Source organism: Caproiciproducens puteiluti (assembly GCF_052442865.1).
GTDB lineage: Bacteria > Bacillota > Clostridia > Oscillospirales > Acutalibacteraceae > Caproiciproducens.
Window position 1 is genome coordinate 2,491,582 of sequence record NZ_CP194790.1, and the last position, 24,905, is coordinate 2,516,486.

27 protein-coding genes are annotated in these 24,905 nt (G+C 48.1%); 12 read left to right on the plus strand and 15 right to left on the minus strand.

Features of this window, described 5'->3' with window-relative positions:
- Positions 1-30: 30 nt before the first annotated feature.
- Entirely contained in the window at positions 31-678 is a 648-nt protein-coding gene (locus tag ACRQU7_RS12155) for a flavodoxin family protein (RefSeq protein ID WP_444641138.1), read from the minus strand.
- 191 nt (positions 679-869) lie between these two features.
- On the opposite strand from ACRQU7_RS12155, the gene ACRQU7_RS12160 reads away from it, so the two are divergent.
- The 3 genes from ACRQU7_RS12160 (at position 870) to ACRQU7_RS12170 (ending at position 2,318) form a co-directional block, all read left to right on the plus strand.
- Positions 870-1,223, plus strand: a complete 354-nt coding sequence (locus ACRQU7_RS12160) for a helix-turn-helix domain-containing protein (protein ID WP_444641140.1) — start codon at positions 870-872, stop codon at positions 1,221-1,223.
- Between the two features lie 156 nt (positions 1,224-1,379).
- Positions 1,380-1,913 carry a hypothetical protein gene (locus ACRQU7_RS12165; RefSeq protein WP_444641142.1) on the plus strand — a complete coding sequence of 178 codons (534 nt, stop codon included), beginning with the start codon at positions 1,380-1,382 and terminating at the stop codon, positions 1,911-1,913.
- 18 nt (positions 1,914-1,931) lie between these two features.
- Positions 1,932-2,318 (plus strand): hypothetical protein, encoded by a 387-nt coding sequence (locus ACRQU7_RS12170; RefSeq protein WP_444641144.1) that lies wholly within the window; start codon positions 1,932-1,934, stop codon positions 2,316-2,318.
- A gap of 254 nt (positions 2,319-2,572) precedes the next feature.
- Here the strand turns inward: ACRQU7_RS12170 and ACRQU7_RS12175 are convergent, their stop codons facing one another.
- The 12 genes from ACRQU7_RS12175 to ACRQU7_RS12230 all read right to left on the minus strand — a co-directional run bounded on the left by ACRQU7_RS12175 (position 2,573) and on the right by ACRQU7_RS12230 (position 14,229).
- Positions 2,573-2,932, minus strand: coding sequence for a DUF1667 domain-containing protein (locus tag ACRQU7_RS12175; RefSeq protein WP_444641146.1), 360 nt, complete (start codon positions 2,930-2,932; stop codon positions 2,573-2,575).
- Complete coding sequence (locus ACRQU7_RS12180; RefSeq protein WP_444641148.1) at positions 2,929-4,170, minus strand: NAD(P)/FAD-dependent oxidoreductase; 1,242 nt, start codon at positions 4,168-4,170, stop codon at positions 2,929-2,931. Before ACRQU7_RS12180 ends, ACRQU7_RS12175 begins: the two co-directional genes overlap by 4 nt.
- A gap of 18 nt (positions 4,171-4,188) precedes the next feature.
- The gene (locus tag ACRQU7_RS12185) at positions 4,189-5,643 is read right to left on the minus strand and encodes an NAD(P)/FAD-dependent oxidoreductase (protein ID WP_444641150.1); all 1,455 of its coding nucleotides are present in this window, start codon (positions 5,641-5,643) and stop codon (positions 4,189-4,191) included.
- Between the two features lie 4 nt (positions 5,644-5,647).
- Positions 5,648-6,595: a ribokinase gene (locus tag ACRQU7_RS12190; protein WP_444641152.1), complete on the minus strand. Its 948-nt coding sequence runs from the start codon at positions 6,593-6,595 to the stop codon at positions 5,648-5,650.
- A gap of 75 nt (positions 6,596-6,670) precedes the next feature.
- Entirely contained in the window at positions 6,671-7,783 is a 1,113-nt protein-coding gene (locus tag ACRQU7_RS12195) for an iron-containing alcohol dehydrogenase family protein (protein WP_444641154.1), read from the minus strand.
- Between the two features lie 24 nt (positions 7,784-7,807).
- The gene (locus tag ACRQU7_RS12200) at positions 7,808-8,518 is read right to left on the minus strand and encodes an ABC transporter ATP-binding protein (RefSeq protein ID WP_444641156.1); all 711 of its coding nucleotides are present in this window, start codon (positions 8,516-8,518) and stop codon (positions 7,808-7,810) included.
- Positions 8,511-9,326: an ABC transporter ATP-binding protein gene (locus ACRQU7_RS12205; protein WP_444641158.1), complete on the minus strand. Its 816-nt coding sequence runs from the start codon at positions 9,324-9,326 to the stop codon at positions 8,511-8,513. Before ACRQU7_RS12205 ends, ACRQU7_RS12200 begins: the two co-directional genes overlap by 8 nt.
- Positions 9,319-10,308 carry a branched-chain amino acid ABC transporter permease gene (locus ACRQU7_RS12210; protein ID WP_444641160.1) on the minus strand — a complete coding sequence of 330 codons (990 nt, stop codon included), beginning with the start codon at positions 10,306-10,308 and terminating at the stop codon, positions 9,319-9,321. The genes ACRQU7_RS12205 and ACRQU7_RS12210 overlap by 8 nt, the downstream gene beginning before the upstream one ends.
- 35 nt (positions 10,309-10,343) lie before the next feature.
- The gene (locus ACRQU7_RS12215; protein WP_141825505.1) at positions 10,344-11,207 is read right to left on the minus strand and encodes a branched-chain amino acid ABC transporter permease; all 864 of its coding nucleotides are present in this window, start codon (positions 11,205-11,207) and stop codon (positions 10,344-10,346) included.
- A gap of 89 nt (positions 11,208-11,296) precedes the next feature.
- Positions 11,297-12,496, minus strand: coding sequence for an ABC transporter substrate-binding protein (locus ACRQU7_RS12220; RefSeq protein ID WP_444641161.1), 1,200 nt, complete (start codon positions 12,494-12,496; stop codon positions 11,297-11,299).
- Positions 12,497-12,550: 54 nt separating this feature from the next.
- Positions 12,551-13,459 (minus strand): dihydrodipicolinate synthase family protein, encoded by a 909-nt coding sequence (locus tag ACRQU7_RS12225; protein WP_444641163.1) that lies wholly within the window; start codon positions 13,457-13,459, stop codon positions 12,551-12,553.
- A 128-nt stretch (positions 13,460-13,587) separates the two neighbouring features.
- A complete protein-coding gene (locus tag ACRQU7_RS12230) occupies positions 13,588-14,229 on the minus strand; it encodes a GntR family transcriptional regulator (protein WP_141825508.1) in 642 nt (213 codons plus the stop codon).
- A gap of 484 nt (positions 14,230-14,713) precedes the next feature.
- Here ACRQU7_RS12230 and ACRQU7_RS12235 point away from each other — a divergent pair, with 484 nt between their 5' ends.
- From ACRQU7_RS12235 to ACRQU7_RS12260, 6 genes are all read left to right on the plus strand, one after another.
- Complete coding sequence (locus ACRQU7_RS12235) at positions 14,714-15,166, plus strand: GNAT family N-acetyltransferase (RefSeq protein ID WP_444641166.1); 453 nt, start codon at positions 14,714-14,716, stop codon at positions 15,164-15,166.
- A 29-nt stretch (positions 15,167-15,195) separates the two neighbouring features.
- Entirely contained in the window at positions 15,196-15,417 is a 222-nt protein-coding gene (locus ACRQU7_RS12240) for a hypothetical protein (protein ID WP_444641168.1), read from the plus strand.
- Between the two features lie 339 nt (positions 15,418-15,756).
- On the plus strand, positions 15,757-16,554 hold the full coding sequence (gene proB / locus ACRQU7_RS12245; protein ID WP_444641170.1) for a glutamate 5-kinase: 798 nt from the start codon (positions 15,757-15,759) through the stop codon (positions 16,552-16,554).
- Positions 16,555-16,594: 40 nt separating this feature from the next.
- On the plus strand, positions 16,595-17,359 hold the full coding sequence (locus ACRQU7_RS12250) for a GNAT family N-acetyltransferase (protein ID WP_444641172.1): 765 nt from the start codon (positions 16,595-16,597) through the stop codon (positions 17,357-17,359).
- 188 nt (positions 17,360-17,547) lie between these two features.
- A complete protein-coding gene (locus ACRQU7_RS12255) occupies positions 17,548-19,035 on the plus strand; it encodes an MBOAT family O-acyltransferase (protein ID WP_444641173.1) in 1,488 nt (495 codons plus the stop codon).
- 250 nt (positions 19,036-19,285) lie between these two features.
- On the plus strand, positions 19,286-20,308 hold the full coding sequence (locus tag ACRQU7_RS12260; protein WP_141825514.1) for a hypothetical protein: 1,023 nt from the start codon (positions 19,286-19,288) through the stop codon (positions 20,306-20,308).
- A gap of 155 nt (positions 20,309-20,463) precedes the next feature.
- On the opposite strand, the gene ACRQU7_RS12265 is transcribed toward ACRQU7_RS12260, so the two are convergent.
- A complete protein-coding gene (locus ACRQU7_RS12265; RefSeq protein ID WP_444641174.1) occupies positions 20,464-21,711 on the minus strand; it encodes a glycosyltransferase in 1,248 nt (415 codons plus the stop codon).
- A 3-nt stretch (positions 21,712-21,714) separates the two neighbouring features.
- On the minus strand, positions 21,715-22,359 hold the full coding sequence (locus ACRQU7_RS12270) for a TetR family transcriptional regulator (RefSeq protein WP_444641175.1): 645 nt from the start codon (positions 22,357-22,359) through the stop codon (positions 21,715-21,717).
- A 295-nt stretch (positions 22,360-22,654) separates the two neighbouring features.
- Between ACRQU7_RS12270 and ACRQU7_RS12275 the strand changes: the two genes are divergently transcribed.
- The 3 genes from ACRQU7_RS12275 to ACRQU7_RS12285 all read left to right on the plus strand — a co-directional run bounded on the left by ACRQU7_RS12275 (position 22,655) and on the right by ACRQU7_RS12285 (position 24,701).
- Entirely contained in the window at positions 22,655-23,221 is a 567-nt protein-coding gene (locus ACRQU7_RS12275; RefSeq protein WP_444641176.1) for a GrpB family protein, read from the plus strand.
- Between the two features lie 179 nt (positions 23,222-23,400).
- Positions 23,401-23,910, plus strand: coding sequence for a pyridoxamine 5'-phosphate oxidase family protein (locus ACRQU7_RS12280; protein WP_444641177.1), 510 nt, complete (start codon positions 23,401-23,403; stop codon positions 23,908-23,910).
- 197 nt (positions 23,911-24,107) lie between these two features.
- Positions 24,108-24,701 carry a lactate utilization protein gene (locus tag ACRQU7_RS12285; protein WP_141825519.1) on the plus strand — a complete coding sequence of 198 codons (594 nt, stop codon included), beginning with the start codon at positions 24,108-24,110 and terminating at the stop codon, positions 24,699-24,701.
- Positions 24,702-24,905 lie beyond the last annotated feature (204 nt).

Below are 24,905 nucleotides of genomic sequence, written 5' to 3' on the forward strand. Positions count from 1 at the left end.
TGTGAAAACAAACCGGCATTCACCCTGACTCTAACGCTCCCGGATAAGTCTAACACCTAAATCAAACGCCCTCTTTAAATCCTCAGCCGGAATTTTCTCGACGCGGCTCGATTTTTCTTCCAGATCCGGCATCTGATAAACATACTTTGAATAATCATCAAACAGAACGGTGTCGGTCAGCGTCAGCAACTCACAGCTACCCAAGGTATGACCAAGCATTTCTTTTAAACGATCTAGAGTATCCTTAACTCCTCTTGCAACATAAGATTCATCATCCCCATTCATTGTCGCAATCAGGGCTGTTTTAAAGAATTTTGGTTTCGGGCCTGTACCTTTAGCACCATAATCAAGATATTGGAACATTAATCTATTTGTGAATGAACTCATTTGACCTGATATATTAGCATAATAAATGGGCGAACCAAGAACGATGGCATCCGCTTGCTCAATACTCTGCAGCAAGGGCCTCAAATCGTCGTTTAACGCACAATGCGCGGAGGACTTGCGGTTTTTCAGTTTGCACGCATAACAGCTGATGCAGTCTTTGTAATTTAGGTCGAAAAGATTTACAAATTCCGTTTCAGCGCCTACTGATTTTGCGCCTTCAATGACTTTATGTAACATCTTTGCGGTATTGCCCTGTTTTCTTGCACTGCCACATACGGCGATAAGTTTCATAATGATACAAACCTTTCTATTGAGAAATTTCATTGTCAACGCTTAATTTTCTGCTTTATTGCCTTGAAAATGAATTGTACGCCCTTTATAAATCATTGTCAATGCATCTATCAAAGCTATTTTTTGATTTCGGCTTAATAAAATCATTGACAATGATTTTTGGTGTTGTATAATGGTCTTGAGGTGGTTCTATGAATACATTAGGCGAACGATTAAAATATGCTCGCAAAAAAGGCGGTTATACCCAAGAATCCTTGTCGGAAGCGATCGGGATCTCAAGGGGAGTTATTTTTAACCTTGAGAAAGATAAGACCGAGCCTCAAGGCATTGTTGTGAATGCTGTGTGTCAGACATTAAAAATTAATAAAGACTGGCTACTATATGGCGTTGGCGATATGGAAGATAAAAGCGAAACTTCTCGAAGCGCAAAGATTTTGGCTGAACTCTATGATTCTGCAAAAAGCTTGTCCGAAGAAGAACAGCTTTTTTTGTTGGACACAATAAAAGCATTAAAGTTCCGTCTGGGTGAAAATCCAAAAGCTTAGGCCTTTCAATCTGTTGCGGCGAAAGGAAAAATATCGGGTGTTCATAAGGACAAAACAGGCTGACATTTGTCGTCCTGTGGTTTTTATTTGATTGTTTATATGCTATACTTTGGGCAATGGCCGCTGATTTTTGAACATTACTACGGGAGATTTACTATGGATAATACTAAAGACAAAGAGCTGGCTAAAATAAGAGTATTAAAATTAGGTGAGAATCTATTGCAACAAAAATACAATGAGGAATTATCACGTGAACAATCGCTATTAACACAAGCAGCACAAATGCAAACGGCTTTTTCTGTGATAACTGCGGCTTTGTTTATGTTATTACCAATACTCATTGATAATCGAGGAACACTTGACCTCACCTTCATTTTTATTTTTGTATCAATAATTACACTTTTTCTACTTGTAAGTTTTGTTCTTGCGCTGTTAGCTCAATGGAGGTTTAAAATAAGAACACTTTCAGGTAGTGACATACAGAATAATATTATAGACAGTATCAATGAACTATTATCGGAAGAAAAAATAATCGTTTATAAGACTAATCTATTGAAAAAATTACAGACTGATAGGTTTAAAGCAAATGAAAAGCGTGTTTTTTACATAACAATATCCATGATTGCGTTTTATTTATCAATTTTCCTGTGCTTAATTTTCTTCGTTACATCCATCGTAATATTATTATAATTATGTGGGGGTATTAAATTGAAATTTAGATTAGGGGAAACTGTAGTTGATAAACGCACAACACTATTCGTTGTAATTATTGGATGTCAAGAACAATTAAATAGATTACCTATTTATCAAGTATTGGAACCGCGCAGTAAAAATATTTTTATTCGGAAGGAATTTGATCTGATGCCACAGGATCCTACTGGGCCTACTGATCCAAGTGGTGGCGTACCTCTCCCAAAATTCACATTGAGAGAAATTGCAGCTCTTAAAAGACTTATTAATGAAAATGATGATCTAATAGAGATTGAGACAATTCGATATAAATTAAAAAGTGACAGAATTGTTTATAGAAAATTGTATCCGATTATAGTACTCAATAAGAGAGGCCAAAACAACGAATTCTTTGCACAAAGGTAGATCTATTCTTTAGCCGCCTTTGCACTATATAAGCAAAAAGCACCAACCATTCAAAGTTAAGTGCTTTTCGTGTGTTATATTCATTTGTCCGATGCCGTAAACCATTTTTTATGCGAGTTTTCGAGTTTGTCCTTATGAACACCCACACCAAAAAGCAGTTCGGTCCTTATGGGCTGGGCTGTTTTTTCGCGTTGATGGGCCCCATTCCCCGAACCGCGGTGCAGGTTCTGGGGAAAACCGATTTTTCCCTTCCTTCATCTCGCGGAAACGTTACGTGTTGCGAGAAGGTCGCAGCCCAGGCCGCAGAGATTCGCGGTCAGAACGTCGCCGATCGCAATCGGAGCCCGCGCACGCAGTTTCCGCGTCTCTCTCATGACGGTGAAAACCGCCCCCTTCGAAACGGCTTTGCTGAGCCGGACGCTGCACAACGGCTCCGTCCCGTTCTCCACAAGGACGGTAGTCGTTACGGTGCGCTGCGGGTCCATCATCTCCGTGTATGCGTACTGCTTCCCGCGCTCGCATTTCGCCCCGAGGATACGGACGCATTCCTTTTCGGTTTCCACCGTCAGCAGGCATCCATTGGGGCAGATGATACAGGTCATTTCTTTTTTCATACGCATCGGACCTCGATTTCGTATCCTTGTTTCAGCCGGTTTCTGGGCAGTGTCAGCTGCAGCATCTGGGCCGGCATCGCTTTTTTATACTGTTTTTGAAGGATGACCTCTCCGCCCTGCCAAATCTGAACCGCACAGTCTTCCATGGGGCGGCAGACCCGCAGGGAAAAGACGACGTCCCTTGTCCCGCTGATATACTGCGGCAGAATATGGCCGATTCCCTTCCCACAGGAAACCCGGACGCCGCAGTCGCCGAACCGGGAGGACTCTTCCAGATAGCGTGCGATCATGTCCGCCATCCGTTCGGCCTCGATCGATACAAAATCCACCAAATCATGAACGTGAAGGACATTGCCCGCTGAAAAAATCCCGCGAACGCTCGTCTGATAATTCTCATCCACCGCCGCCCCTCCGGTATGCGGGTCGAGCCGGATGTCCGCCTCCCGGCACAGTTCATTTTCCGGTATCAGCCCCACGGAAAGGATCAGTGTGTCGCATGGAAAATCCTGCTCGGTTCCCGGAATCGGCCGGAACTCCCCGTCCACCTCCATCACGGTTACCCCTTCGACGCGCTCCCTTCCCTTGATCTCCGTCACGGAGCGGTTCAGGTACAGCGGAATATCATAATCGCGCAGACATTGCTCAATGTTCCGGGGAAGGCCGCTCGGATAAGGCATCAGCTCAAAAACGGCGCGGACTCTGGCCCCCTCCAGGCTGAGTCTGCGCGCTATAATCATGCCGATATCTCCAGAGCCCATAATTACGGCGTCTTTTCCCACCATGATATTTTTCAGATTGATATAATTTTGCGCAAGCCCCGCCGTATAGATGCCGGCCGGCCTTGTCCCCGCAACCGCAAGGTTTCCCCTGGTCCGTTCCCGGCACCCCATTGCCAGCACTACCGCTTTTGCCGCATACTGCAGAAGCCCGTCTTTCGTTACGACGGTAATTACCCTGTCCGCCGTAATACGGACGACCGTCGCCCGCGTTCTGTATGCGATTTTCCGTTTCTTCACTTCCAGGATGAACCGATCCGCGTATTCCGGCCCGCTCAGGTTCTCTCCAAACCGTGACAGCCCAAACCCATCGTGGATACACTGCCGAAGGACGCCGCCCAGCTCCTCTTCCCGTTCCAGCAGCACGATGTCCGTGACACCCTTCCGGCACAGCTCTACCGCGGCCGACAGGCCGGCAGCGCCGCCGCCGATAATCACGACCTCTTTCTCTGTCCGGATCATCTGATCGCCTCTTCCCTTCTAATTCTTTACTTTTCCGGTAAACAGATACGAATTCTTACTGAAAAGCCGGATTTCTTCCGGCCTGAGGCCGTATTCCTCCTGCATGAGCTCCACAATCCGGCTCTCACAGTAGCCGCCCTGGCACCGCCCCATGCCCGCCCGCGTCCGGTACTTGACACTGTTGACCGTCACGGCGTGCAGAGGATTCCGGATTGCCTTCCGGAGCTCGGCCTTCGTCACGTGCTCGCAGCGGCAGACCAGTTCGCCGTAATCCGCGTTCGCGGCAATCAGCCGCTCCTGTTCCTCCGCCGTACATTCCGCGAAACGGACGATCCGTTTATGGCGGGGATCAAATCCGGGCCGGGGCGGCAGCGGCTCTTTTTCCACAATCGCCGCGGCCACTCTGCGCGCGATCGGAAGCGCGCCGGTAAGCCCGGGAGACGTGATGGAGACCAGATTGACCGCGCAGGGCGCCTCCTCCTTTGTTTCAATCCGGAAGTCCAGCTCCTTCCCGGTCTCCGGATCTTCCACGCGCGGAAAGACACCCGCGTAGGAGCGGATGACATTCCTTCGATCCAATTGCGGATAAAGCTCTTTCCCGTTTTCCATCAAAGGCCCGACGGCCTCTCTCGTGGTTGCATAGCTTATTTCCCCGTCAGGATAGTAATTCACCGGTCCAATCAGAACATTTCCGTCTACGGTCGGCGTCACATGGACGCCGAATTCTCCGTTTTCGCCGGGTGTCGGATAAATCGGGAGTGTAACCTTCTTTCCGGCCAGCTTATCCAGCAGAAAATATTCCCCGCGGAGGCGGTGGGGATTATAATGGCCGAATCCCAGCATCTCGCTGATCCGGCAGGCGGACAGTCCGGCGCAGTTGACGACCCAGCGTGTCCGGAACCGGCCGCCTCCCGTGCGCAGAGTATACCCGCCGCTTTCCCGCGCGATGGAAAGCACTTCGCTGTCAAAATAATACCGCACTCCATTGGCGACCGCGTTCTCCGCCAGGGCAATCGTATAGAGGAACGGGTCCAAGATGCCCGCCGAGGGCACATAAAGCGCGAAGCTTCCTCCGATGGCCGGATTGACCTCATCCATCTGAGTCCTGTCCAGAAATTTCAATCCCGGCACTCCGTTTTCCTTCCCCTGTCTCTGAAAACAAGTAAGCTTGTTCCGGTCTTCCCGCGTGAACCCGACGATCATTTTTCCTGTCCGTTTGAACGGCACGTCCAGTTCTTCCGCCACCTGGTCAAATTCCCGGTTGCCCTCCACACAGCAGACCGTGCGCAGAAGCCCCGGCGCATTGAGAATTCCCGAATGCAGCAGGCCGGTGTTGCGGCCGCTGGTTGCCATGCACACATCCAGTTCTTTTTCCAGCACGGCAATCCTCGTCCGGTACCGGGACAGTTCGCGGGCCACGGCGCTTCCGACCACGCCGCCGCCGATAATCACGACATCATACTCTCCATCCATTTTCTCACGATCCCAGCCCTTTCGAAACCTCTGCCATAAAAGGAACGGACGCGGCCGCTCCCGGTCTGGAAACCGCGATGGAGGCCGCCTTTGAGGCTGTCCGGAGCGCTTCCTCCACCGACTGGCCGCAAACCACCCCGGCCAGATAAAAGCCGGTGAAGGTATCGCCCGCAGCAGTGGTGTCCACAGCCTGGGTCTGGAACACCTCCTGCCTGACCCGCCTGCCCCCATTGGCATAAACCGACCCTTTTTCACCGAGAGTCAGAACAATCTGCATGGAAGGATATTTTGAGGAAAGCGCGTCCAGAACCTCATCCGGATCGGTTTTCCCCGTGATCTGAGCACCCTCAATCTCATTCAGCAGCAGCAGGGATACTTTTTTTAAATCGCATGCCTGAACGGCCTCGTTGAAAGGAGAGGGGTTGAGTGCGATGAACATTTTCCTTTCCCAGGCCCGGTCAATGATATAGTCAAGCAGATTGATTTCATTCTGAAGGACCAGAATGTCCCCTTCCCCGAACCGGCTGAGGACCTCGTCGGCATACTCTTTTGTCTGGCTTCGGTTTCCGCCTCCGAAGAGCACAATGCTGTTCCGCCCGTTTTGGTCCACCTGAATCACTGCGTGCCCGCTGGCCCCGGGGGTTTTCCGAATCAGCGACGCGTCGATCCCGTTTTTGCGGCAGGTTTGCAGCAGCATGCCGCCGTCTTCTCCCACCGCCCCGGCATGATAAACAGGAACACCCGCCCTGGCCAGGGCGATGGACTGGTTCAGGCCCTTGCCGCCACAGAAAATTCCCCTCTTCTCCGCGGCAAGGGTCTCCCCTTCCCTTACGATATGATGAACAGAATATACATAATCCATATTCAGTGATCCATAGTTTAAAACCTTCATTTTCCTCCCGTGATCACCGCGAAGCATCGGCTTCCTGTGATCACAGCCTCCTCCTCTCATAAATCTGCGCCGACGGAAAAGGGCACCGCCTGCCGGGGTATGAATCCCGGCAGACGGTGCCTTCCGGATCTCCCGCTAGCTGCGCAGTTCTTCCAATTTCTTCATGGCGCTGCCAAGCATCTCCCGTGATATCACGTCAAACGGTTTTGCCCGCATCAGTACATCATCCGTCGCTTTCTTTGCAACCGCCCCCACATTCTCTTCAGTAAAACGGAGGTGCATGCCCTGAAAGGACGGGTCAAAGCCCATGGAATTGTAGAGGCCGAACAGCTCCCGGAGTTCTTCCCGCGGGCTGTCAAGAACGATCAGCTGCACCGCGATTCCGTATGCCACCTTCATTCCATGGTCGACATCGTGCGCACCTTCCAACAGGGACAGACCGTTGTTCACCGAATGCGCGATCCCGTTTCGCACCGCCTTGATGCCAAGTGCCTGCACCGTCGAAGCCGTGTAGAGATTGATGTTGCAGATGTCGATGAACTCTCTGGTAAGCTCTCCCTTCCGGACGCACTCCACCGCCACGGCTGCTTCCGCATAGACGCTCTCCCTGAGCATGCGCGCCAGCGCCAGCGCCATCTGGTCAAAAATATCCGCGTTCTCCGAACCCGGCAGGGAAGCTCGCCCTTCGTACCATTTGGCCAGTGCGTCGTAAATACCGGAAATATAATAATTGATCGGCGCGTGAAGGATGACGTCCGGGTCCACAAGGACCAGCTCCGGATTCGTCTTCGGATAGACATTCTCCAGATACTCTCCCGAATCCGAATAAACAATGATCTGATTGCTGCTGGCCGCACATGTGGCCGCGATCGTCGGAACCGTAATAATCGGGCAGCCGTACAAAGCGGCGGCATATTTCGCCGTATCCAGCGATTTCCCCCCTCCTACCCCAATGAGATAGTCCGGCGAAAATTCTTCGCAGATATGTAACAGCTTATGAACATTGTTTTCGGAGCTTTCGCCGGCAAACGCATTCACCACATATTGAATTCCCGCTTTTTCCAGCTGCGGAAACAGTTTGTTCTGAACCGAGGCCCTTGCCCGCACACCTCCGCTGACAACACATTTTTTTCCAAAAGGGGCCAGAAGGCATTCTATCTCATCCCAAACACCAATGCGGTTGCAGTAACGGGCGGGGCCTGATTTATTGTATCGGATTGTATTTTGAAAGCTCATATCTTTTTGCATCATAATGCCTCCTGCAATGATCTCCTACCCTCCGAGATAGGATTTGATAATTTGATCGCTCTCGATCAGCTCGGAGCTTTTGCCCGTGATCGAGATATTCCCGTTTTCCAGGACATAGCACCGGTCGGAGATTTTCAGCGCCATGTAGGCATTCTGCTCCACCAGAACCACGGGAAGGTTTTTTTCTTTGTTGATCGTGGAAATCACCCTGAAGACCTCCTCCACGATCACGGGCGCCAGGCCGAGCGACGGTTCATCCAGCATCAGCAGCTGCGGATCGCTCATCATCCCTCTGGCAATGGCCAGCATCTGCTGCTCCCCGCCGGACAGGGAACCCGCAATCTGCTTTTCACGTTCTCTCAGCCTTGGGAACAGCTCATACATTTCCTCGATATGGCGGTCCATCTCTTTTGGGGAAAAACGTTTGGAAAAAGCTCCCATTTCCAGATTGTCCCGAACCGTCATCTCGGCAAATATCTCACGTCCTTCCGGAACATATACAATCCCGTTATAGATCACTTTCGACGCCGGCAGCTTGGTCAGTTCGACGTCGTTGAAACGGATGCTTCCGCTTTTCGCTTTTACGATTCCCATAATCGTTTTCATCAGGGTGGATTTTCCTGCCCCGTTTGATCCGATAATCGATATGATTTCCCGGTCGTTCACCTCCACATCGACGTCAAACAGAGCCTGCACCTTGCCGTAAAAGGTATTGACCTGGGATACTTTAAGCATCGTCAATCCCCCCTTCCGTGCGCTTCTTTTCCTGCTGCATCCGGTAGCCTTCCCCGAGATACGCCGTGATGACCTCTTCGTTGCATTGAATCTCGGCGGGACTTCCGGATGCAATTTTTTTACCGAAATCCAGCACCGTAATATCCTTGCTGATGCTCATGACAACGTCCATGTTATGCTCAATCAGGAACATATCCACACCGGACTGCGCAATTTTATCAATAATCCCGACAAACTCCTTCCGCTCGGAGGGATTCAGCCCCGCCGCCGGTTCGTCCAGCAGAATCAGCTTCGGATTTCCCATCAGCGTCCGCCCGAGCTCCGTCATTTTCTGGCGCCCATACGGAAGGTTCGACACCACTTCCTCCTTCAGGGGATACAGCCCGATTTCATTCAGTACCGATTCCGCCTGTTCCCTCAGCTTTTTCTCTTCGTTCCGCGCCTGTGCGGGCAGCAGCAGCCATTTCAATATGTTCTGTCCCGTCCGGGACTGAGCGCCCAGCATCAGGTTTTCCAGCACCGTCATGGTCGGAAACAATTTAATGTTCTGGAAGGTCCGCCCGATGCCCATTTCCGCGCGCTGATAAGGCTGTTTTCCGGAAATTTCCTCTCCGAAAAATTCAATGGCTCCCTCCGTCTGCGGATACACGCCGGTGATCATATTGACGGTCGTGGTTTTGCCCGCGCCGTTTGGACCGATCAGCGCATGCAGCCTGCCCTTCGTTACCTGAAAGCTCAGATTGTCCACCGCGAGCAGCCCTTCAAAACGTTTTGTGAGCCCTTTTACCTCCAATACGACGTCACTCATTCTGGGCACCGCCTTCCGCCTGCTTTTTCTGCACTCTGTTCCGGAAGAACCGCCCGATTCCCTGGAACATGGAAATAATGCCATTTGGGAAAAACAGGGAGCAGCCCAGCGCGATGGCATAAAACACAACCTGATAGTAATCTCCCAGGAAGCGAAGCGCTTCCGGAAGGAAAATGACAACCGCCGTACCGAAAACATTGCCTACAACGTTGCCGATTCCGCCGAAGAGCAGCATGATCAGCATTTTGATTGAGAGGTCCACCGTATACGTTGAGGAATTCATATACATATTGAAGTGGACGTATAGGGCTCCGCCGAACGCGCCGTATACGGCGGCAAGCGTAAAGGCACGGATCTTGATTTTTTTGACGTCCAGCCCCAGAGAGGGCAGCGCGTCAATATTATCCCGCACGGCCTTGAACTCTCGTCCCCATTTGGAATGGACGATCCGCACGGAAACAAGAAACATCAGAACAGCTATGACCAGAACGAAATAGTAATATTTTCGGTTGGTATCCAGTTCAAACCCGAAGAGAGAATACCGCGGAATGTTCTTGATGCCCTGCGTTCCCCCGGTCAGCCCCGTCAGATTGGTCGACAGAAGCCGGACCACCTCATTGAAAGCCAGCGTGGTGAGCGCCAGATAGACCCCCTTCAATTTCAAGCTGGGGTATCCGAGAAGAACCCCAATGAAGTATCCCGCAAAAACCGCCAGCAGCGTCGAAAGCCACGGACTCCATCCGCATTTCGTGCAGAGGATCGCGGACACATACCCTCCTAACGCCATAATTCCTGCTGTTCCCAGATTTGTCTGTCCTGTTAAACCGGTAATAAAATTCAGTCCGAATACAATAATGGAATAAATCAGAATCTGATTGAAAATAACGACGTAATAATTATTGCTGATAAAAACCGGTAACAGGATTGCAAGCATCAGAATCATAACAGGAGCCAGATTCTTTTTATCAATCAAACGTTTCACTCTTCTTTCTCCTTTCTGCCTGTGGTATGCTTGCCTCAACGCGTCCGCCCTGTCAGCCCCTTCGGCCTGACAAGCAGGAATCCGATCAACAAAACAAAGGAAATGACATCTTTATATACAGCCGGAATAAAAAGGGTGCAGATGTTTTCCAGAATACCGCAGAAAAGGCCGCCGACAATGGCACCGGGCAGAAAACCGAACCCACCGATGACCGCGGCCGCAAATCCTTTCAGGCCGATCATATCGCTCATTGTGGTCGCGACATTCTGAAGCGGAATAATCAGGATGCCAATAACTCCGCAGATCACCATGCTCAGCGCGACGCTGAGGGAGATCACCCGTTTTACGTCAATACCCATGATCTGTGCCGCCATTTTATTCTGCGCCACACAGCGCATGGATTTTCCGGCCTTTGTCTTATACAGAAAGACCTGTAAGGCTATGACTATGATCATGGCGACCACAATAATCGCGACATTGGCTTTGGAGATTACGAACCCCCCCAGACGGTATGTCCCGGACAAAAATCCCGGAACACTGAACGGCACCGGTGTCCAGATCAGCCGGCAAAGCTCAATCGCGATCTTTCCGAGCAGGATCGTCGCCATAATGGTAAAAATTTCAGGTATATTTCTCAATGGAATGAAAATAATCCTCGATATTGCAAAGCCGAAAAGCATCATTGCAATGCATGAAAGCAAAATGGCCGGAACAAAGCCGAACTGCAGGCCGACCATAAAGGTTCCGCCAAAAATGTACGCTCCAAAGGTAATCATTTTATCATGCGCAAAGTTAACAACGTCACATGCGTTTGAGATCAAAGTAAACTCAATTCCCACAAGGGCATAGATAAAGCCCATGGCAATCCCGCTGATAATCAATTGTACGACAATCGTCATACCGCCAGCCTCCCCGAATATTAATAGCAGGCTCTAAACAAGGTTGTCTGCAGCCACATATGTGTCTGCAGACAACAAACAGACATTTTTTAAGCTTCCACTTCTACCGTAACGGTATTCCCATAAACGGCTTCTTTCCCCTTGATCTTGCAGACAATGCCCTGATGTACCATCTCCTGCTTGCTGTTGGGCGTATAGGTCGCCAAGACGCCCTCATACCCGTCCGTCTTGGCCAGAGCATCCCGGATCGCATTCCGGTCCGTCGAGCCGGCCCTTTTAATGGCATCCGCCAGCACATAAAGCGCGCTGTAATAGGTGGACGCATAGAGCTCCGGCTTATCGCCGCCGTACGATTTCTGGAAGTTCTCCACAAAAGCTTTCACTTTCTCATTCGGATTCGTCGGCGTAAAATCGGTAACGCTGTACCAGTTGGTCAGCCAGTCTTCTTCACAGAGGTCAAGAACCTGTGTTGTGGAAATGGAGGTTGAGCCGACAATCGGCACCTGGACGCCTAGGTCATTGAACTGTCTTGCGGCAAGAGCCGTCTCTGTGTCGTGCGCCCATACAATGATTCCGTCCACACCCGCCTTCTGAAGATTCAGAATCTGACTTGTCAAATCGGTGTCGCCAGAATTAAACGTTTCGGAAACCCATTTGACTCCCTGTTTGTCAAAATAAGCGGACGCGACTTCCAAAGCGCCTGCCCCGTAGTCGTCACTGTCCGTCAGGAAGCCGATCTTTTTGCATTTCAGGTCTTCCGTAATGTATTTGGCGGCAATCTGCCCCTGAATGGAGTCGGATGCACGGACACGGAACAAATACTTGTTGTCGATGGTGGTCACCAGCTTCGGGCTGGTCGCCCCCGTAAGGAACGGAACGCCGGCATCCGCCATCGACTGTTCAATCGCCAGGGTCAATCCACTCAGATTGGGACCCAGCTGCGCAACGACGTTCTGGCTGAGGATCAGATTGATGGCGTTGATCGCCGTATCCGTCGTACCGCCGTCGTCCGCGACATAGAGTTTAATTTTTTTGCCCAGCACTCCACCGGCCGCATTGATCTCGTCCGCCGCCATCTGCGCGCCCTGTTCGGTTCTCATCCCATTGACGGGAGCGGAACCGGACTTGGACGCGGAAACACCGATCAGGATGGTATCCCCATCCGTGGAAGCGGAACGATTGCTGCCTGTGTCAGAACTGCCTGAGGTACCTGATGGATCCTTGGAACACCCGATTAATGACCCTACAAGAATAAGCGAGATAATGGCTGCTATGATTCTTCTTTTCATAGTCTTTTCTCCTCCTCCGCTATGATCTCAGTACCGGCCTTCTCTATGAATTTTTTATATGATTCCTTTGGCCTTCAGGTCGGCAAGCAACGCGTCGACTTTCTTCTTTTCTTTCTCCTCCAAATCGCCGAGCGGCATTCTTGGAAGGCCCGCATCGAATCCCAGGCACTTCAGAACATATTTAAATACTTCATGCCAATGGGGATCGTTTGTGCTGTATGTAATAAAATAATCCACAAACGGCTGAATATTTGTCCAGTACTCGCGCGCTTTGTCAATATTCTTTTCTTCCACGCAGATGTCATATAAATTCCGTGCAAATTTCGGGAAAATGGCCGGCATACCGCTTAACCATCCGTCCGCACCTGCGAAAAAGCCTTCCATCGGAGCATAATCATGGCCGTACTCGACGGTCAGCCTGTCCCCGCAATAGTATTTCAGCTCATGCACCCGGTTTGGATCCCCCTGTGCGGATTTTACGCCGTTGACCAGACCTTCATCTACCATGGCCTTGATCTCCAGCGGCGTCATCTCATAGCCGCAGAATCTGGGGTTATTGTACAGGATGATATCGATGTCGATGGCCTTGCGCAATGCCCTGAAATGGTTGACCACCGCTCTTTTGTGCGGCTGCAGGTAATAAGGCATAATCACCAGAACGCCCTCTGCTCCGACTTCCTGCGCGTATTTGCTCAGTTCAATGGTCTGAGAGGTGGAATACCTGCCGGTTCCTGCATAAACCGGAACGCGGTGGTTTACATGATCGATGATGCTCTTCATGATCTTTTTTTGCTCTTCCATGGTCATGGAAATGTTTTCTCCCGTACTGCCTGTGCAGGAAATGTTCTGAGCCCCCTGCTCGATCACCCAGTCAACATAGCGCAGTGTCTCCGCCTCATTGTAAGACTCATCTTTGTTCCAGAAGGTCATTACCGCCGGCATAATCCCTTTTTTGATACTCATACTTTTTCCTCCTTGATTGTTCAGTAATGTAAATACTGCTTTTTATAATAAGCATCTTTTTCCAGGATGCATTATTATTTATTTAAAATAAAAAATTTTTTATTTAGTAAAAAAATAAGGGAAAACCCTTATTCCTGTCCGTTTATTCGCTTTTTCATTTTTACAATATGATTCCGAATCAGGCGGCGGGCGTCCTTTTTTGAATGCTTTCTGAGCGCTTCCAGCAGCTCTTTGTGCTCGCGGACGGCGGCCTCGTTGTGCTGCAGAGAGGTCCCGGTTGTCGCCCGGATGATCATATATTTATTGTTCAGCATACGATACAAATTGTAAAGGTAATGATTGCCCGCCAATTTCACCAGCATTTTATGCAAAGCCATATCCGCCTTGAAATACTCGTCAGACTTCCCCTGCCGGTAAAGCTTCTCACACTTTTCTTCCTGTAAGGCCAAAAAATCCAAGTCCTCCGTGGTAATCGTATCGCATAGCTTTACAACCGCGTCTTCTTCAAACAGCAGCCGGGCAATACAGACTTCCTGAATTTCTTCTTCGGTCGCCACGGGGATCATATATTTTCCGCCCTGTGATATTTCACAGATATGTTCATGTACCAGCCGCTTCAAAGCCTGAATGACCGGCGTCTGGCTTACTTGATACCGTTCTGCCAGCTCCGCAGGGTCCAAGCGCTTTCCGGCAATATATTGTCCGCCGACAAATCCATCACATATAGTTTCATAGACGATATCGTCTAAATTTCTTTTTAAAGTTTTCACAGAGTCACACCCATTCACAAGACTGTATATAGAGTACACCCTTTTACAGGAAAAGTCTATGTGCTTTTTATTAAAAAAATTTTTAATTTTTCGTGACTCTTCACAAATATAATATAAAATTTTTAATTTATTATTTATTTCATATAAGTTGAGATGTTTTTCTCCCCCTGAAGGTTTCGGGAATGGAAAGCCGGACAGGGATGATTTTTCCGTATGTAACAACGTTTACATCTTCTCTTTATATTATTGTCCCCGCAAATGAGCACGGCTCCTTTCATCTATTCCATCATTTTGGGCAAGTTGCCATTGAGGAAAATAAAGGGAAGTGATAAAATATAAACAGATTCAATTTATTTTGGTCTTTTTTATTTGACCGTTGAACTTGATCGGTTGGTTGCCTCGGAAATTGGCTGAATGAAGATTTGGCTAAATTATTTATAAAACATTTTATTAAACAAAAATTTGAAATGAAGGATAGATCAAAATGCAGCTTATAGTAAAAAGATTTGAAGAGTTAACAGTTAAGGAATTGTATGAGATTCTTAAGATAAGAGTTTCCGTGTTTGTTGTTGAACAAAATTGTCCGTATCAGGAGATCGATGGCAAGGATAAACAATCATTTCATGTGTATTTAAAAGATGATGATGGAATACAGGCATACCTAAGAGTTGTTGATAAAGGTGTGTCCTATGATGAGGTATCGATTGGCCGAGTGATCGCCGTGAAAAGACGGCATGGCATAGGCAGCAAAATTCTCTCAGAAGGGATAAAGGTTGCGAAAAACAAATTAAAGGCGACTGCTATAAGAATAGAAGCGCAAACATATGCAAAAGAATTTTATGAAAAGCAAGGATTTAAACAGGTTTCAGGAATATTTCTTGAGGATGGAATCCCCCATGTTCAGATGCTTCTTGATTGCGTCTCCCCTGCCCTTTGAGCTTATGTTTTATAAGGAGGTTAAGCGTTATGAAAAGCAAAGGTACTTGTCCTAAATGTCATTCCAGTGAAATAATTAGCATTCCTGGAAATGTCGGAGCATATGGCACAGGTAATAATATTAAAGCTGGACGTACTATTTTTAGTGCAGTGAAAATAACAAGATATTTATGCACCTCATGCGGATATACAGAAGAATGGATTGATAATCCAATTGATATTGAGAAGCTGAAAAAATACTATTCTGATTGAGGTCACTGATTAGAACTTTGCACATACATTAATCCGCAAGAGGGTAAGAAAATGAAAATCGAGTTGCTTTCTACGAAAGCAGGGAAAAGGCGTCGGGGCCGCCATCATTACAGAAGTTTGTCATTACCTCAAAGAAACAGGCCTTTCTGCTGCAAACCTTGCATATGTTAAGGGGAATTATCAAAGCGAAGCATATTGGATCAGAAATTATTTTGAAAAAACGGGTGTCGAAGTGCCCGCAGAAGGTTATGTACTTGTGGGAATGCAAAGATATTTGTAGAACGATATAATCAGCTGAGCGATAAATCGAAATTCGTGGAGATGAAGGAGAGCACATCAATGGGTATAAAAAGGAATCGTATTGTTGTAAAAGTCGGGACATCGACATTAACAAATGAATTAGGAAACAGTAATCTGCGGACGGTCGAAGAACTGGTTTTGGCGTTAGCTGATATCCAAAATATGGGGAATGAAGTGATACTCGTTTCTTCCGGTGCAATTGCAATTGGAGCGCAGAAAATGCATCTTGCTGAAAAACCTAAAGAGCTGCGTATGAAACAGGCGGCGGCTGCAGTAGGACAATGCGAGAACATGTTTTTGTACGACAAATTTTTTGGCTATTATAATAAAACTGTTGCACAGATTCTGCTCAATGCTGATGACATCATCGATGAAGAAAAGAAAGAAAACCTTGCCAATACATTTGAAACCTTGCTTGAACAGGGAATCATTCCAATTGTAAATGAAAATGATTCCGTGAGTTATAAAGAAATAGAATCCGAAGAAAAAATATTTGGGGATAATGATATGCTGTCAGCGGTTGTTGCAGTATTGTGTCGCGCCGATAAACTGGTAATTCTGTCAGACATAGATGGATTTTATGATAAAGACCCCAGACTATCGAAAACTGCTAAACTGATCAGCAAAATTGAATATATCGATGAATCTACATACGCACTCGCGGGAGGCGCCGGTTCCAGAAGAGGTACTGGTGGTATGAGAACAAAACTTCAAGCGGCAGATATTGCTACATCACAGGGAATCGATGTCATTGTCACAAACGGAAAAAATCCTGATGTACTCTACGACATCGTGACCGGGAAAAAAGTAGGGACCCTGTTTGTGGCGCAGAAATAAGCCGTGCCGGAATGTGAAATATCAAAAAGAAGGTGTAGTAATGGAAAACATCATCGCCGTAACAGCAGATAACATTGATTGCGAGCATATCTGCTGCGCCATCTCCGACAAGAAGGACGAAACCTGTGTATCCTCCAAAAAGGCGTGGATGAGCGAACGCTTTGCGGATGGCCTGGTGTTCCGGAAGCTGGATGTCCGGGGGAAGGTGTTTATTGAGTACATCCCCGCAGAGAAGGCATGGTGCCCCATCGACGCACAGGGATATATGCACATCAACTGCTTTTGGGTTTCGGGGCAGTATAAGGGAAAGGGCTACGCCGACCGTCTGTTGGAGGAGTGCATTCAGGATGCCAAATCCAAGGGCTTCTGCGGCCTCACCGTTGTCGCCCCGGAGAAAAAGCGTCCATTTCTGTTCGACCCGGATTATTTGAAATACAAAGGCTTTTCAGCTGCCGATACCGCCGCGCCCTTTTTTGTTCTCTACTGCCTGCCGTTTACCGGGGACGCTCCTGCTCCGAGGTTCAGGGACTGCGCAAAGCAGGGCAAAATTGCCGAAAAGGGCATGGTGCTGTACTACACCAACCAGTGTCCGCACACCGACAAATATGTGCCGATCATCGTCAATCTCGCAAAGGAACGCGGAACGGAAATCAGTATCCACAAGATCGAGACGACCGGGCAGGCACAGTCGGCCCCCACGCCCTTTACCACCTACAGCCTTTTCTATGACGGCGAGTTTGTGACCAACGAAATTTTGGGGCCGGCAAAATTTGAAAAATTCCTCGATCAACAGATTATTAACTGATGACAACCAATTCTCCCCCGCTGGCCTATTGGCTGACGGGGAAATTTCTTTTATTTCCAAAACATCTTTAAAAAAGATTACAAAAAGATTACAATTGTTAACAAAATGTTTGCATTTTTATGATTTAATAATAAAGAAACCAATCAGATCAGGATATGGGCCAACTGCAGGTTAAGGGGGTTGCTTTTTTGTCGTTCATCTCGCTGGAATTTTTTCTGTTCTTCTCTGTCTCGGCAGTGGTATATTTTGTCCTCCCCCACAAATTCCGATGGATTTGGCTGCTTGCTGCCAGTTGTTTTTTTTACCTGTGTTATAATCCGTGGTACGCCATCTTCCTGGGTGTTTCCACGCTGGTCACCTACGCGAGCGGGCTGCTGATCGGCAAGTCCGCCCGGCTGGCGGATCCCGTCAGAGCAGCGCGGCAGAAGAAAATCTGGGCCGCCCTGAGCTTCTGCATCAATATCGGTATTTTATCCGTCTTCAAATATCTGAACCTGTTCAGTGAGATCGGCGCGGGCATTCTTTCCCTGACGGGTGTTCCCACAGCCGCGGCGCATTTCGATCTGCTGCTGCCGGTAGGAATCTCTTTCTATACCTTTCAGGCACTGAGTTATACGGTGGACGTTTACAGGGGGGACGTTCCGCCGGAGCGGCATTTGGGAAAATACGCGCTCTTCGTTTCCTTCTTCCCGCAGGTCACTTCCGGCCCGATTGAGAAATCGAAGAACTTTCTCCCTCAGCTTGACGAGGTACATATCTTTGATTACGACCGGGCCAGAAGAGGCGTCCTGCTGATGCTGTGGGGCTATTTTCAGAAAATGGTCGTAGCGGACCGGCTCGGGGTTCTGGTTGACACGGTATACGGAGATCAGGCGCAGTACTACGGACTCGCCTCCATCGTTGCCGTCATCTTTTACGCGTTCCAGATCTACTGCGATTTTGCCGGCTATACCAATATTGCCATCGGCGCGGCGGAAGTGATGGGCTTCCGGTTGACCACCAATTTCGACCGGCCGTATTTTTCAAGGTCGATTCAGGAGTTCTGGCGGCGCTGGCATATTTCGCTGGGTTCCTGGTTCAAGGATTACCTGTATATCCCGCTCGGCGGAAGCCGATGCTCCGCGTTCCGCCGCTGTCTGAATCTGATGACCGTGTTTGTGGTCTGCGGCCTCTGGCACGGGGATTCGGTCAATTTTCTGATCTGGGGCGCCCTGCACGGGCTGTATCAGGTAGCGGGGCTGCTGTCGAAGCGGCTGAGGAAAAATGTCCGGGACCGTCTGGGAATCGGCGAGAGTTCCGCCTGGTACCGGGCTTTGCAGACCGCCTTCACCTTTTTACTGGTCAGCTTTGCATGGATCTTTTTCCGTGCGGAAACGCTGCCCGACGCAGCCGCGATGATCGGGAATCTGTTCCGCTTCAATCCGGCGTCCCTGTGGGACGGTTCTCTTTTCAGCCTCGGCCTTACGCAGCCGGAATTCCTGGCCGCGGTCCTCGGGATTTTCGTCGTGGCCGCGGTGGACTTCATAAAAAGGAGATGGGACCTGCGCAGCGTCGTGTTGGGCAGCAATGCCGCGGTGCGGTGGTCAGTGTATCTGACTGCCGCCCTGATGCTGGCCGTCTTCGGCACTTATGGGTCGGAATACAACGCTCAGCAGTTTATTTATACCAAATTTTAGGCCCCGTTCGCAAATCGGGATTCTTGTTTCGGATGAATTTACGTCCGACCGCATCAAAAATGCCCGGCATACGGGCAGGCTGAACCTGCATGCACGTCTCGCACATCAGTGGCTTTGAAGCATATTCAAAGCAATACAGAAACCCGTATGGAATAGGTTATTATTGTGGACACCGTAGGCGGGTAAGGCACTTTGTGTCCGAAAATCCGCCAATTTTCAATTTACGAACAGAGCCAAGTGGAGGAAACGAATGCGTAAAAAAATGATTGGGAAAAGTTTGCTCTTTACCGCCTTGCTGGCTGTTCTTCTCGCCGCGCTCAGCCCGATCTTCGTTTACAAAACGGAGCACCGGGCAAAGCTGGAAGAGGGCCTGTACCTGTCCGACGACCAGTACGACGTTATTTTTATGGGTTCCAGCCATATGAACGGCGGGCTGGACCCAAACGTCATCTGGAACCAGCAGGGCATCCCCAGCTTTAATTATGCGACGGGTGGGCAGTCGCTTGATGTGACCTACTATTTATTAAAAGAAGTCTTAAAGACGCACAAAAGTCCTCTTGTCGTTGTGGACCTGTTTTATCTCGGCATGACAACCCAATATGGAGAATCCGGGTTAATCAGCAACACGGTGGACAATATGCAATTTTCAGGAAATAAACTGGAGACTATCTGGAACTGCGTCTCTCCGCAGGACCGGATTGCGTATCTTCTGCCGGTCCTGAAATATCATTTCAGATGGTCGTCCCTGCAGGAAAAGGACTTCGGCTTCGACGTCGCGTCTCTGTACTACTCAAAAGGGTTTGCAGCCGGGACCAACCGGTACGGCAAACCGAATTCCGAATGGAAGGCTACGGACAACCGAATCGATATTCCGGAGAAGTCCCTGGAATACCTGAATAAAATTATCGATCTGTCAAAGACGGAGAACTTTGACCTCATCTTTATAAACATGCCCTGCGACTACAGCGAAGCCGAAAAGGAAAGCGATTGGGTGAACGACTGCGAGGCTCTGTTCAACACGGTCGCGGATGTGGCGCAGGAAAACGGGATTCCGTTCCTCGATCTCTATGATAAGAAGGACGAGGTCGGGCTGGACTTTGCGAACGACATGAACAATGCGGGGCACCTTAATCTTTGGGGCGCGTACAAAATCAGTTCTTACTTTGGAAATTATCTCGCTGAGAATTATGATCTGGAGGACCATCGGTCGGACAGCGCTTACGCGCAGTGGAATGAGGATTATAAATACTCTCAGGCCGCTTCGGTCACATGAGTCTGAAATCGCTTACGCCGCTGTCCGGGTCTGTCCCGGCATAATCGATAAAAATTGCGCCCTCCTGACCATGACGGCCGGGAGGGCGTTTTTATTTAAACCGTAGGATGCACCCTTGGCATTACATCGGCCAGCTTGGCCCGATGTGAGAATGGTCATTTATCCGCAAGTATTTTTTCGATAATTTCCACGGCATTATGAACACCATTTTCAGCTTTTAACCGTTCTCCGATTTGGTCGGCTTTTTCTTTCATGCTGTGATTGCCGACAGCTTCCATGATTGCATTTGAATAGTTCTCTACCGTAAGCTCTTTAGTCCAGATCGGTTTCGTTCCTATGCCTAACTCAAACAGCCTGTTTCCCCAAAAAGGCTGGTCGCCGCCAAAAGGAACGATCACACTTGGCACGCCGGCGCGTACACCGGCGGCGGTTGTCCCTGCACCGCCATGATGAGAGACAGCCGCCATACGCTTAAACAACCATTCATGCGGGATATTGCCTATTTGCATGACATTGTCCGACAGCTTAACGCCTTTCAGGCTGCGCCAGCCTGATGATAGGAGGGCACGCTGCCCTGTATTTGCAATGCTTTCCAAAACGATATGAAGAATCCGGTCAAAATCTCCGCCAACCGTACTGCCGAAGCCTATGTATATCGGTTTTGTTCCATTGCTGAGAAAGTTTGCCAGTTTTTCATCCGGCGCCCAATTTTCTGTGCTTTCCCGAATCCAGAATCCGGTCAAATAGCAGTCCTTGCTCCATTCTTTAGGCTTTGGCACGAGCACAGGGCTGAACGGATAAAGCGTAGGAATCGTTTCTCCATTCATTCTGCGATACGGAAACTCAAAAAGCCTGATTTTCCTCAACCCCATCTCAGAGCGCCAATCGTTTAGCAATGACCTTGTTGCGTTTGACCAGAGAAGATCACTGCCCCAAAAAGTCAGCCTGTTATACACTCTTCCTAATGGCAGAAGGGGCGCTGTCATTGCGGGAAATTCACCTGTAGGGTCAACGGGGCAAAACGGTACGCGAAAACAGGGAATCTTTAATTTTTCTCCCACATGGTAAGCAACGCTTCCAAGAAGGCTGTATAATATAGCGTCTGCGCCGGTACAGGCGGTTTCAATATTGGACAAAAATTCCTCTTTGACAGGATTCAATAAATATTTTAAGTTGCTGAAATACTCAAAAAAGGAAACCTGTTCTCCAATCAGCCGCCTCATGACCTCCCTGGCATCACCTGCCATAGGCGCATACTCAAATCCTTCTTTTTCTATTACATCCTGAAAAACATGCATGGCGCAGATACGAACCCTATGCCCTCTATCCTGCAGTCCTTTTCCCAATGCAAGAAATGGCTGCACATCCCCCCTTGAGCCAATCGTCACGATTGTGAATTTCATTCCTCATTCCTCCTCAAGTATTGAATGAACATCAAATAACTGTGCAAAGATCTGAGGAACAAATTGGGCGTATTTTTCCGAATGGTGCTGTCCGTCATTCTCACGGCCCTGGTGTGTCAGCGGTATGATAGATGACAGAAAAACCTGCGCCATTATTTTGGTTCCTGCTTGCATAAGTAATGCTGTTTTCGGAATACAGCCAGACTTTACCCCTTGCCGGAGCAATTGATCAAGAGGGTCTATCAACATAGAAATTGCTTGACTGTCGATTAAATAATTGAAATAAGATACCCTCGGCGTATCCTGGTCAAAGTAAGCGTCAATTTTTTTGAAATCCTCTATCGCGTTTCGATAGATTGCTATGGACTTTCGCATTTTTTCAGCATAGGTTAGATGCTCCTGCTCCAGCACTTCCATAATCTGTCCAATATACTGATTCATGTAATCCTGTACAACCGCTTCAAATATCTCATCCTTAGATTTAAAATAGTAATAAAAAACGCTTGGGGATAAAGCCCCGTCTTTGCCAACGGCGTACAATATGTCCTGGATAGAAGTGTCGTTATATCCTTTTTCAAAGAAAAGAACGGCAGCTTGATCTATAAATTCTTTTCTTTTTATGTTTGGGTCTTTTTTAGGTCTCGCCATACGACTGCTCCTCATCATGATAGTTTATAGAATTGATTCTATAAACTATCATATCTCAGATTTTTGCTGATGTCAATGTCGCAAGTGTCCCTGTCTTCCCTTTTGCTTTCCAAACGGCTATAATGTTGATATCCGTAAATTCAAAGGTCACTTACAGCAGGTCCATTTCAGTTTGCTAGACAAAACGCGTTTCTCCCCCGTCTTCGGCGGGGGAGAAACGCAACTTGTTGCAGAATCAACTGGAAAAAATGCTGTAGATAAACGGTCAATTGGGATGAATGAAAGGTGATACTGTATGAGTTCAGAGAAATATTTACAGGAAGTAACCGTTGGAGAGATTACCGTACATAATCAGAAAATTAAACTATGCGAATACGATGATAACTGGCCGGTTTTATTTCAAAAAGAAGCCGCGAAAATTTATAACGCGCTTGGCACGACAGCTTTGAAAATTGAACACGTGGGTTCTACCTCTGTCCCGGGTTTGTGCGCAAAACCAATCATTGACATTTTATTGTGTGTGGAAGACTCTGCGAAGGAAAGCGAATATGGAAAGCAGCTTGAGAGAGTTGGCTATCTATTGCGCATTCGGGAACCGAAATGGTTTGAACATCGTATGTTCAAGGGAAAAGACCCCGCGGTCAATTTACACGTCTTTTCGCAGAATTGTGAAGAAGCAGAACGAATGACCGCGTTCCGTGATTGGCTCTGTACGCATGAGAGAGACAGGGATTTATATGCGGAAGCCAAGCGACAGCTTGCGAAGCAAGTATGGCAGTATATTCAAGATTATGCTGATGCAAAAACACGTGTCATACAGGAAATTATGGGACGCATAATGGAACAGTCGGATCCCGTTTGACGGATGGCCTATCCGCTAAGAGGCATGATGAGAGTGTTGCATTTTGATGTGCAAGTATGCTATATTGTATTTGTAATATGAAATTGCCGCCGGGTAAACGTCTTTTGTTCATTCCATTAGGCCCTTGAAGGAATGAAGATCAGGCGTTTTATTGTTTTATTTATGAAAGAGGTGTCTATATGTTTCGAGAAATGCGCCGCAAAAAACAGGCTTTATCCTCAGAGGAATGTATTCAAATTTTGAGCCGTGGAACATCGGGAGTGCTGGCTGTGTCCGGGGACGACGATTATCCCTATGCCGTCCCGCTCAGCTATGTCTATCACGACAATAAGATTTTCTTTCACTGTGCCAAAACAGGCCATAAGCTGGACGCCATCGCCAGAAACAAAAAAGTTTCCTTTTGTGTGATTGATAAGGATCAGGTAGTGCCGGACGAGTATACCACTTACTTTCGCAGTGTTATTGTCTTTGGTAAAGCCCGCATCCTCGAAGAGGAAGCGGAAAAAAGAAGCGCTCTTGAGATTTTAGCTGTAAGATATGCCCCTGGCCATGACGAAAGCCATCTTTCACAGGTAATTGAAAAAGAGTTTAACATTGTATGTATGATAGAACTTACAATTGACCACATGACCGGTAAGGAAGCCATTGAACTGGCTAAAGCGAAACATCTGCAAGCTCAGTCCGATTAAGTTTTCCTCTGTGAACATCCTAATAAAATCGTTTTATGGAAATTGAGAAACCATCCTGTGAAAACGATTTTATTTTATGGTATTAGCCATCCTCCCAATTTATATTTTATACTACGACGGCGCTGTACGCCTGTGGTATAATATAAATAAGAAAGCTCTCAGCTTTGAGAGATAAAATAATTTCGGGAGTGACGGCAATGGAGTATTCCATGATCAGGCAGAATTTTGAAAAGCATGGTTTTTCAACTCAGCTTTTTTCATCTAAAGAAGAAGCGAGCGATTATCTGGTGAACACCCTCCAGCGTCAAACGATTGGATTCGGTGGAAGCGCGACTTTGAAGGAAATGGGACTGTTTGAGGCTTTACAACAAAACAATGCCGTGGTATGGCACAATAAGGTACCTTCCCGGGACGTCCGGCGCTTAGCCAACTGCGCAAATATTTACATAACCAGTGCAAACGCCGTGACTGAATCCGGAGAGATCGTCAATATCGACGCGACGGGAAATCGTGTTTCCATGACGGCTTTCGGTCCCGAAACCTGCTACTATATTGTGGGAAAAAATAAAATCACAGCGAATCTGAGTGACGCAATATACCGCTGCAAAAACGTAGCTGCCCCGAAAAACGCCAAACGGATGAACGCAAAAACCCCATGCGCCAAAAATGCGGACAAATGCTATGATTGCAACAGTCCCGAGCGGATTTGCCGTATTACGACCGTTATAGACCGTGCCCCGATGGGCATGAAGTGTGAAATCATCTTTATAGATCAGGAATTAGGGTTTTAACAATGCCCATTTCGGTATTCCCTGTTTGGCGTTGATGGAGCGAAGGCCTTGAACCGCAATGTTAAGAGAAACAAAAACAAAGAAAGTACAATCACCCGCACGAGTCCCGGTGTCTGCTGGAAAACCAACAGACAGCGGGACTTTTTAATATTAAAGGCAGGACAATTGTACAATTATAAAAGCAATGTAATAGGGAATGCCGGT

Excerpts from the sequence above, each read along its gene's own strand:
- ACRQU7_RS12260 (WP_141825514.1), top strand. The coding sequence starts at position 19,286 with ATGCGTAAAAAAATGATTGGGAAAAGTTTGCTCTTTACCGCCTTGCTG.
- ACRQU7_RS12200 (WP_444641156.1), bottom strand. The coding sequence starts at position 8,518 with ATGCTTAAAGTATCCCAGGTCAATACCTTTTACGGCAAGGTGCAGGCT.
- ACRQU7_RS12225 (WP_444641163.1), bottom strand. The coding sequence starts at position 13,459 with ATGAGTATCAAAAAAGGGATTATGCCGGCGGTAATGACCTTCTGGAAC.
- ACRQU7_RS12190 (WP_444641152.1), bottom strand. The coding sequence starts at position 6,595 with ATGAGAGGAGGAGGCTGTGATCACAGGAAGCCGATGCTTCGCGGTGAT.
- ACRQU7_RS12155 (WP_444641138.1), bottom strand. The coding sequence starts at position 678 with ATGAAACTTATCGCCGTATGTGGCAGTGCAAGAAAACAGGGCAATACC.
- ACRQU7_RS12275 (WP_444641176.1), top strand. The coding sequence starts at position 22,655 with ATGAGTTCAGAGAAATATTTACAGGAAGTAACCGTTGGAGAGATTACC.
- ACRQU7_RS12215 (WP_141825505.1), bottom strand. The coding sequence starts at position 11,207 with ATGACGATTGTCGTACAATTGATTATCAGCGGGATTGCCATGGGCTTT.
- ACRQU7_RS12195 (WP_444641154.1), bottom strand. The coding sequence starts at position 7,783 with ATGCAAAAAGATATGAGCTTTCAAAATACAATCCGATACAATAAATCA.
- ACRQU7_RS12250 (WP_444641172.1), top strand. The coding sequence starts at position 16,595 with ATGGAAAACATCATCGCCGTAACAGCAGATAACATTGATTGCGAGCAT.
- ACRQU7_RS12285 (WP_141825519.1), top strand. The coding sequence starts at position 24,108 with ATGGAGTATTCCATGATCAGGCAGAATTTTGAAAAGCATGGTTTTTCA.
- ACRQU7_RS12220 (WP_444641161.1), bottom strand. The coding sequence starts at position 12,496 with ATGAAAAGAAGAATCATAGCAGCCATTATCTCGCTTATTCTTGTAGGG.
- ACRQU7_RS12235 (WP_444641166.1), top strand. The coding sequence starts at position 14,714 with ATGCAGCTTATAGTAAAAAGATTTGAAGAGTTAACAGTTAAGGAATTG.
- ACRQU7_RS12160 (WP_444641140.1), top strand. The coding sequence starts at position 870 with ATGAATACATTAGGCGAACGATTAAAATATGCTCGCAAAAAAGGCGGT.
- ACRQU7_RS12270 (WP_444641175.1), bottom strand. The coding sequence starts at position 22,359 with ATGGCGAGACCTAAAAAAGACCCAAACATAAAAAGAAAAGAATTTATA.
- ACRQU7_RS12165 (WP_444641142.1), top strand. The coding sequence starts at position 1,380 with ATGGATAATACTAAAGACAAAGAGCTGGCTAAAATAAGAGTATTAAAA.
- ACRQU7_RS12280 (WP_444641177.1), top strand. The coding sequence starts at position 23,401 with ATGTTTCGAGAAATGCGCCGCAAAAAACAGGCTTTATCCTCAGAGGAA.
- ACRQU7_RS12175 (WP_444641146.1), bottom strand. The coding sequence starts at position 2,932 with ATGAAAAAAGAAATGACCTGTATCATCTGCCCCAATGGATGCCTGCTG.
- ACRQU7_RS12185 (WP_444641150.1), bottom strand. The coding sequence starts at position 5,643 with ATGGATGGAGAGTATGATGTCGTGATTATCGGCGGCGGCGTGGTCGGA.
- ACRQU7_RS12240 (WP_444641168.1), top strand. The coding sequence starts at position 15,196 with ATGAAAAGCAAAGGTACTTGTCCTAAATGTCATTCCAGTGAAATAATT.
- ACRQU7_RS12180 (WP_444641148.1), bottom strand. The coding sequence starts at position 4,170 with ATGATCCGGACAGAGAAAGAGGTCGTGATTATCGGCGGCGGCGCTGCC.
- proB (WP_444641170.1), top strand. The coding sequence starts at position 15,757 with ATGGGTATAAAAAGGAATCGTATTGTTGTAAAAGTCGGGACATCGACA.
- ACRQU7_RS12265 (WP_444641174.1), bottom strand. The coding sequence starts at position 21,711 with ATGAAATTCACAATCGTGACGATTGGCTCAAGGGGGGATGTGCAGCCA.
- ACRQU7_RS12205 (WP_444641158.1), bottom strand. The coding sequence starts at position 9,326 with ATGAGTGACGTCGTATTGGAGGTAAAAGGGCTCACAAAACGTTTTGAA.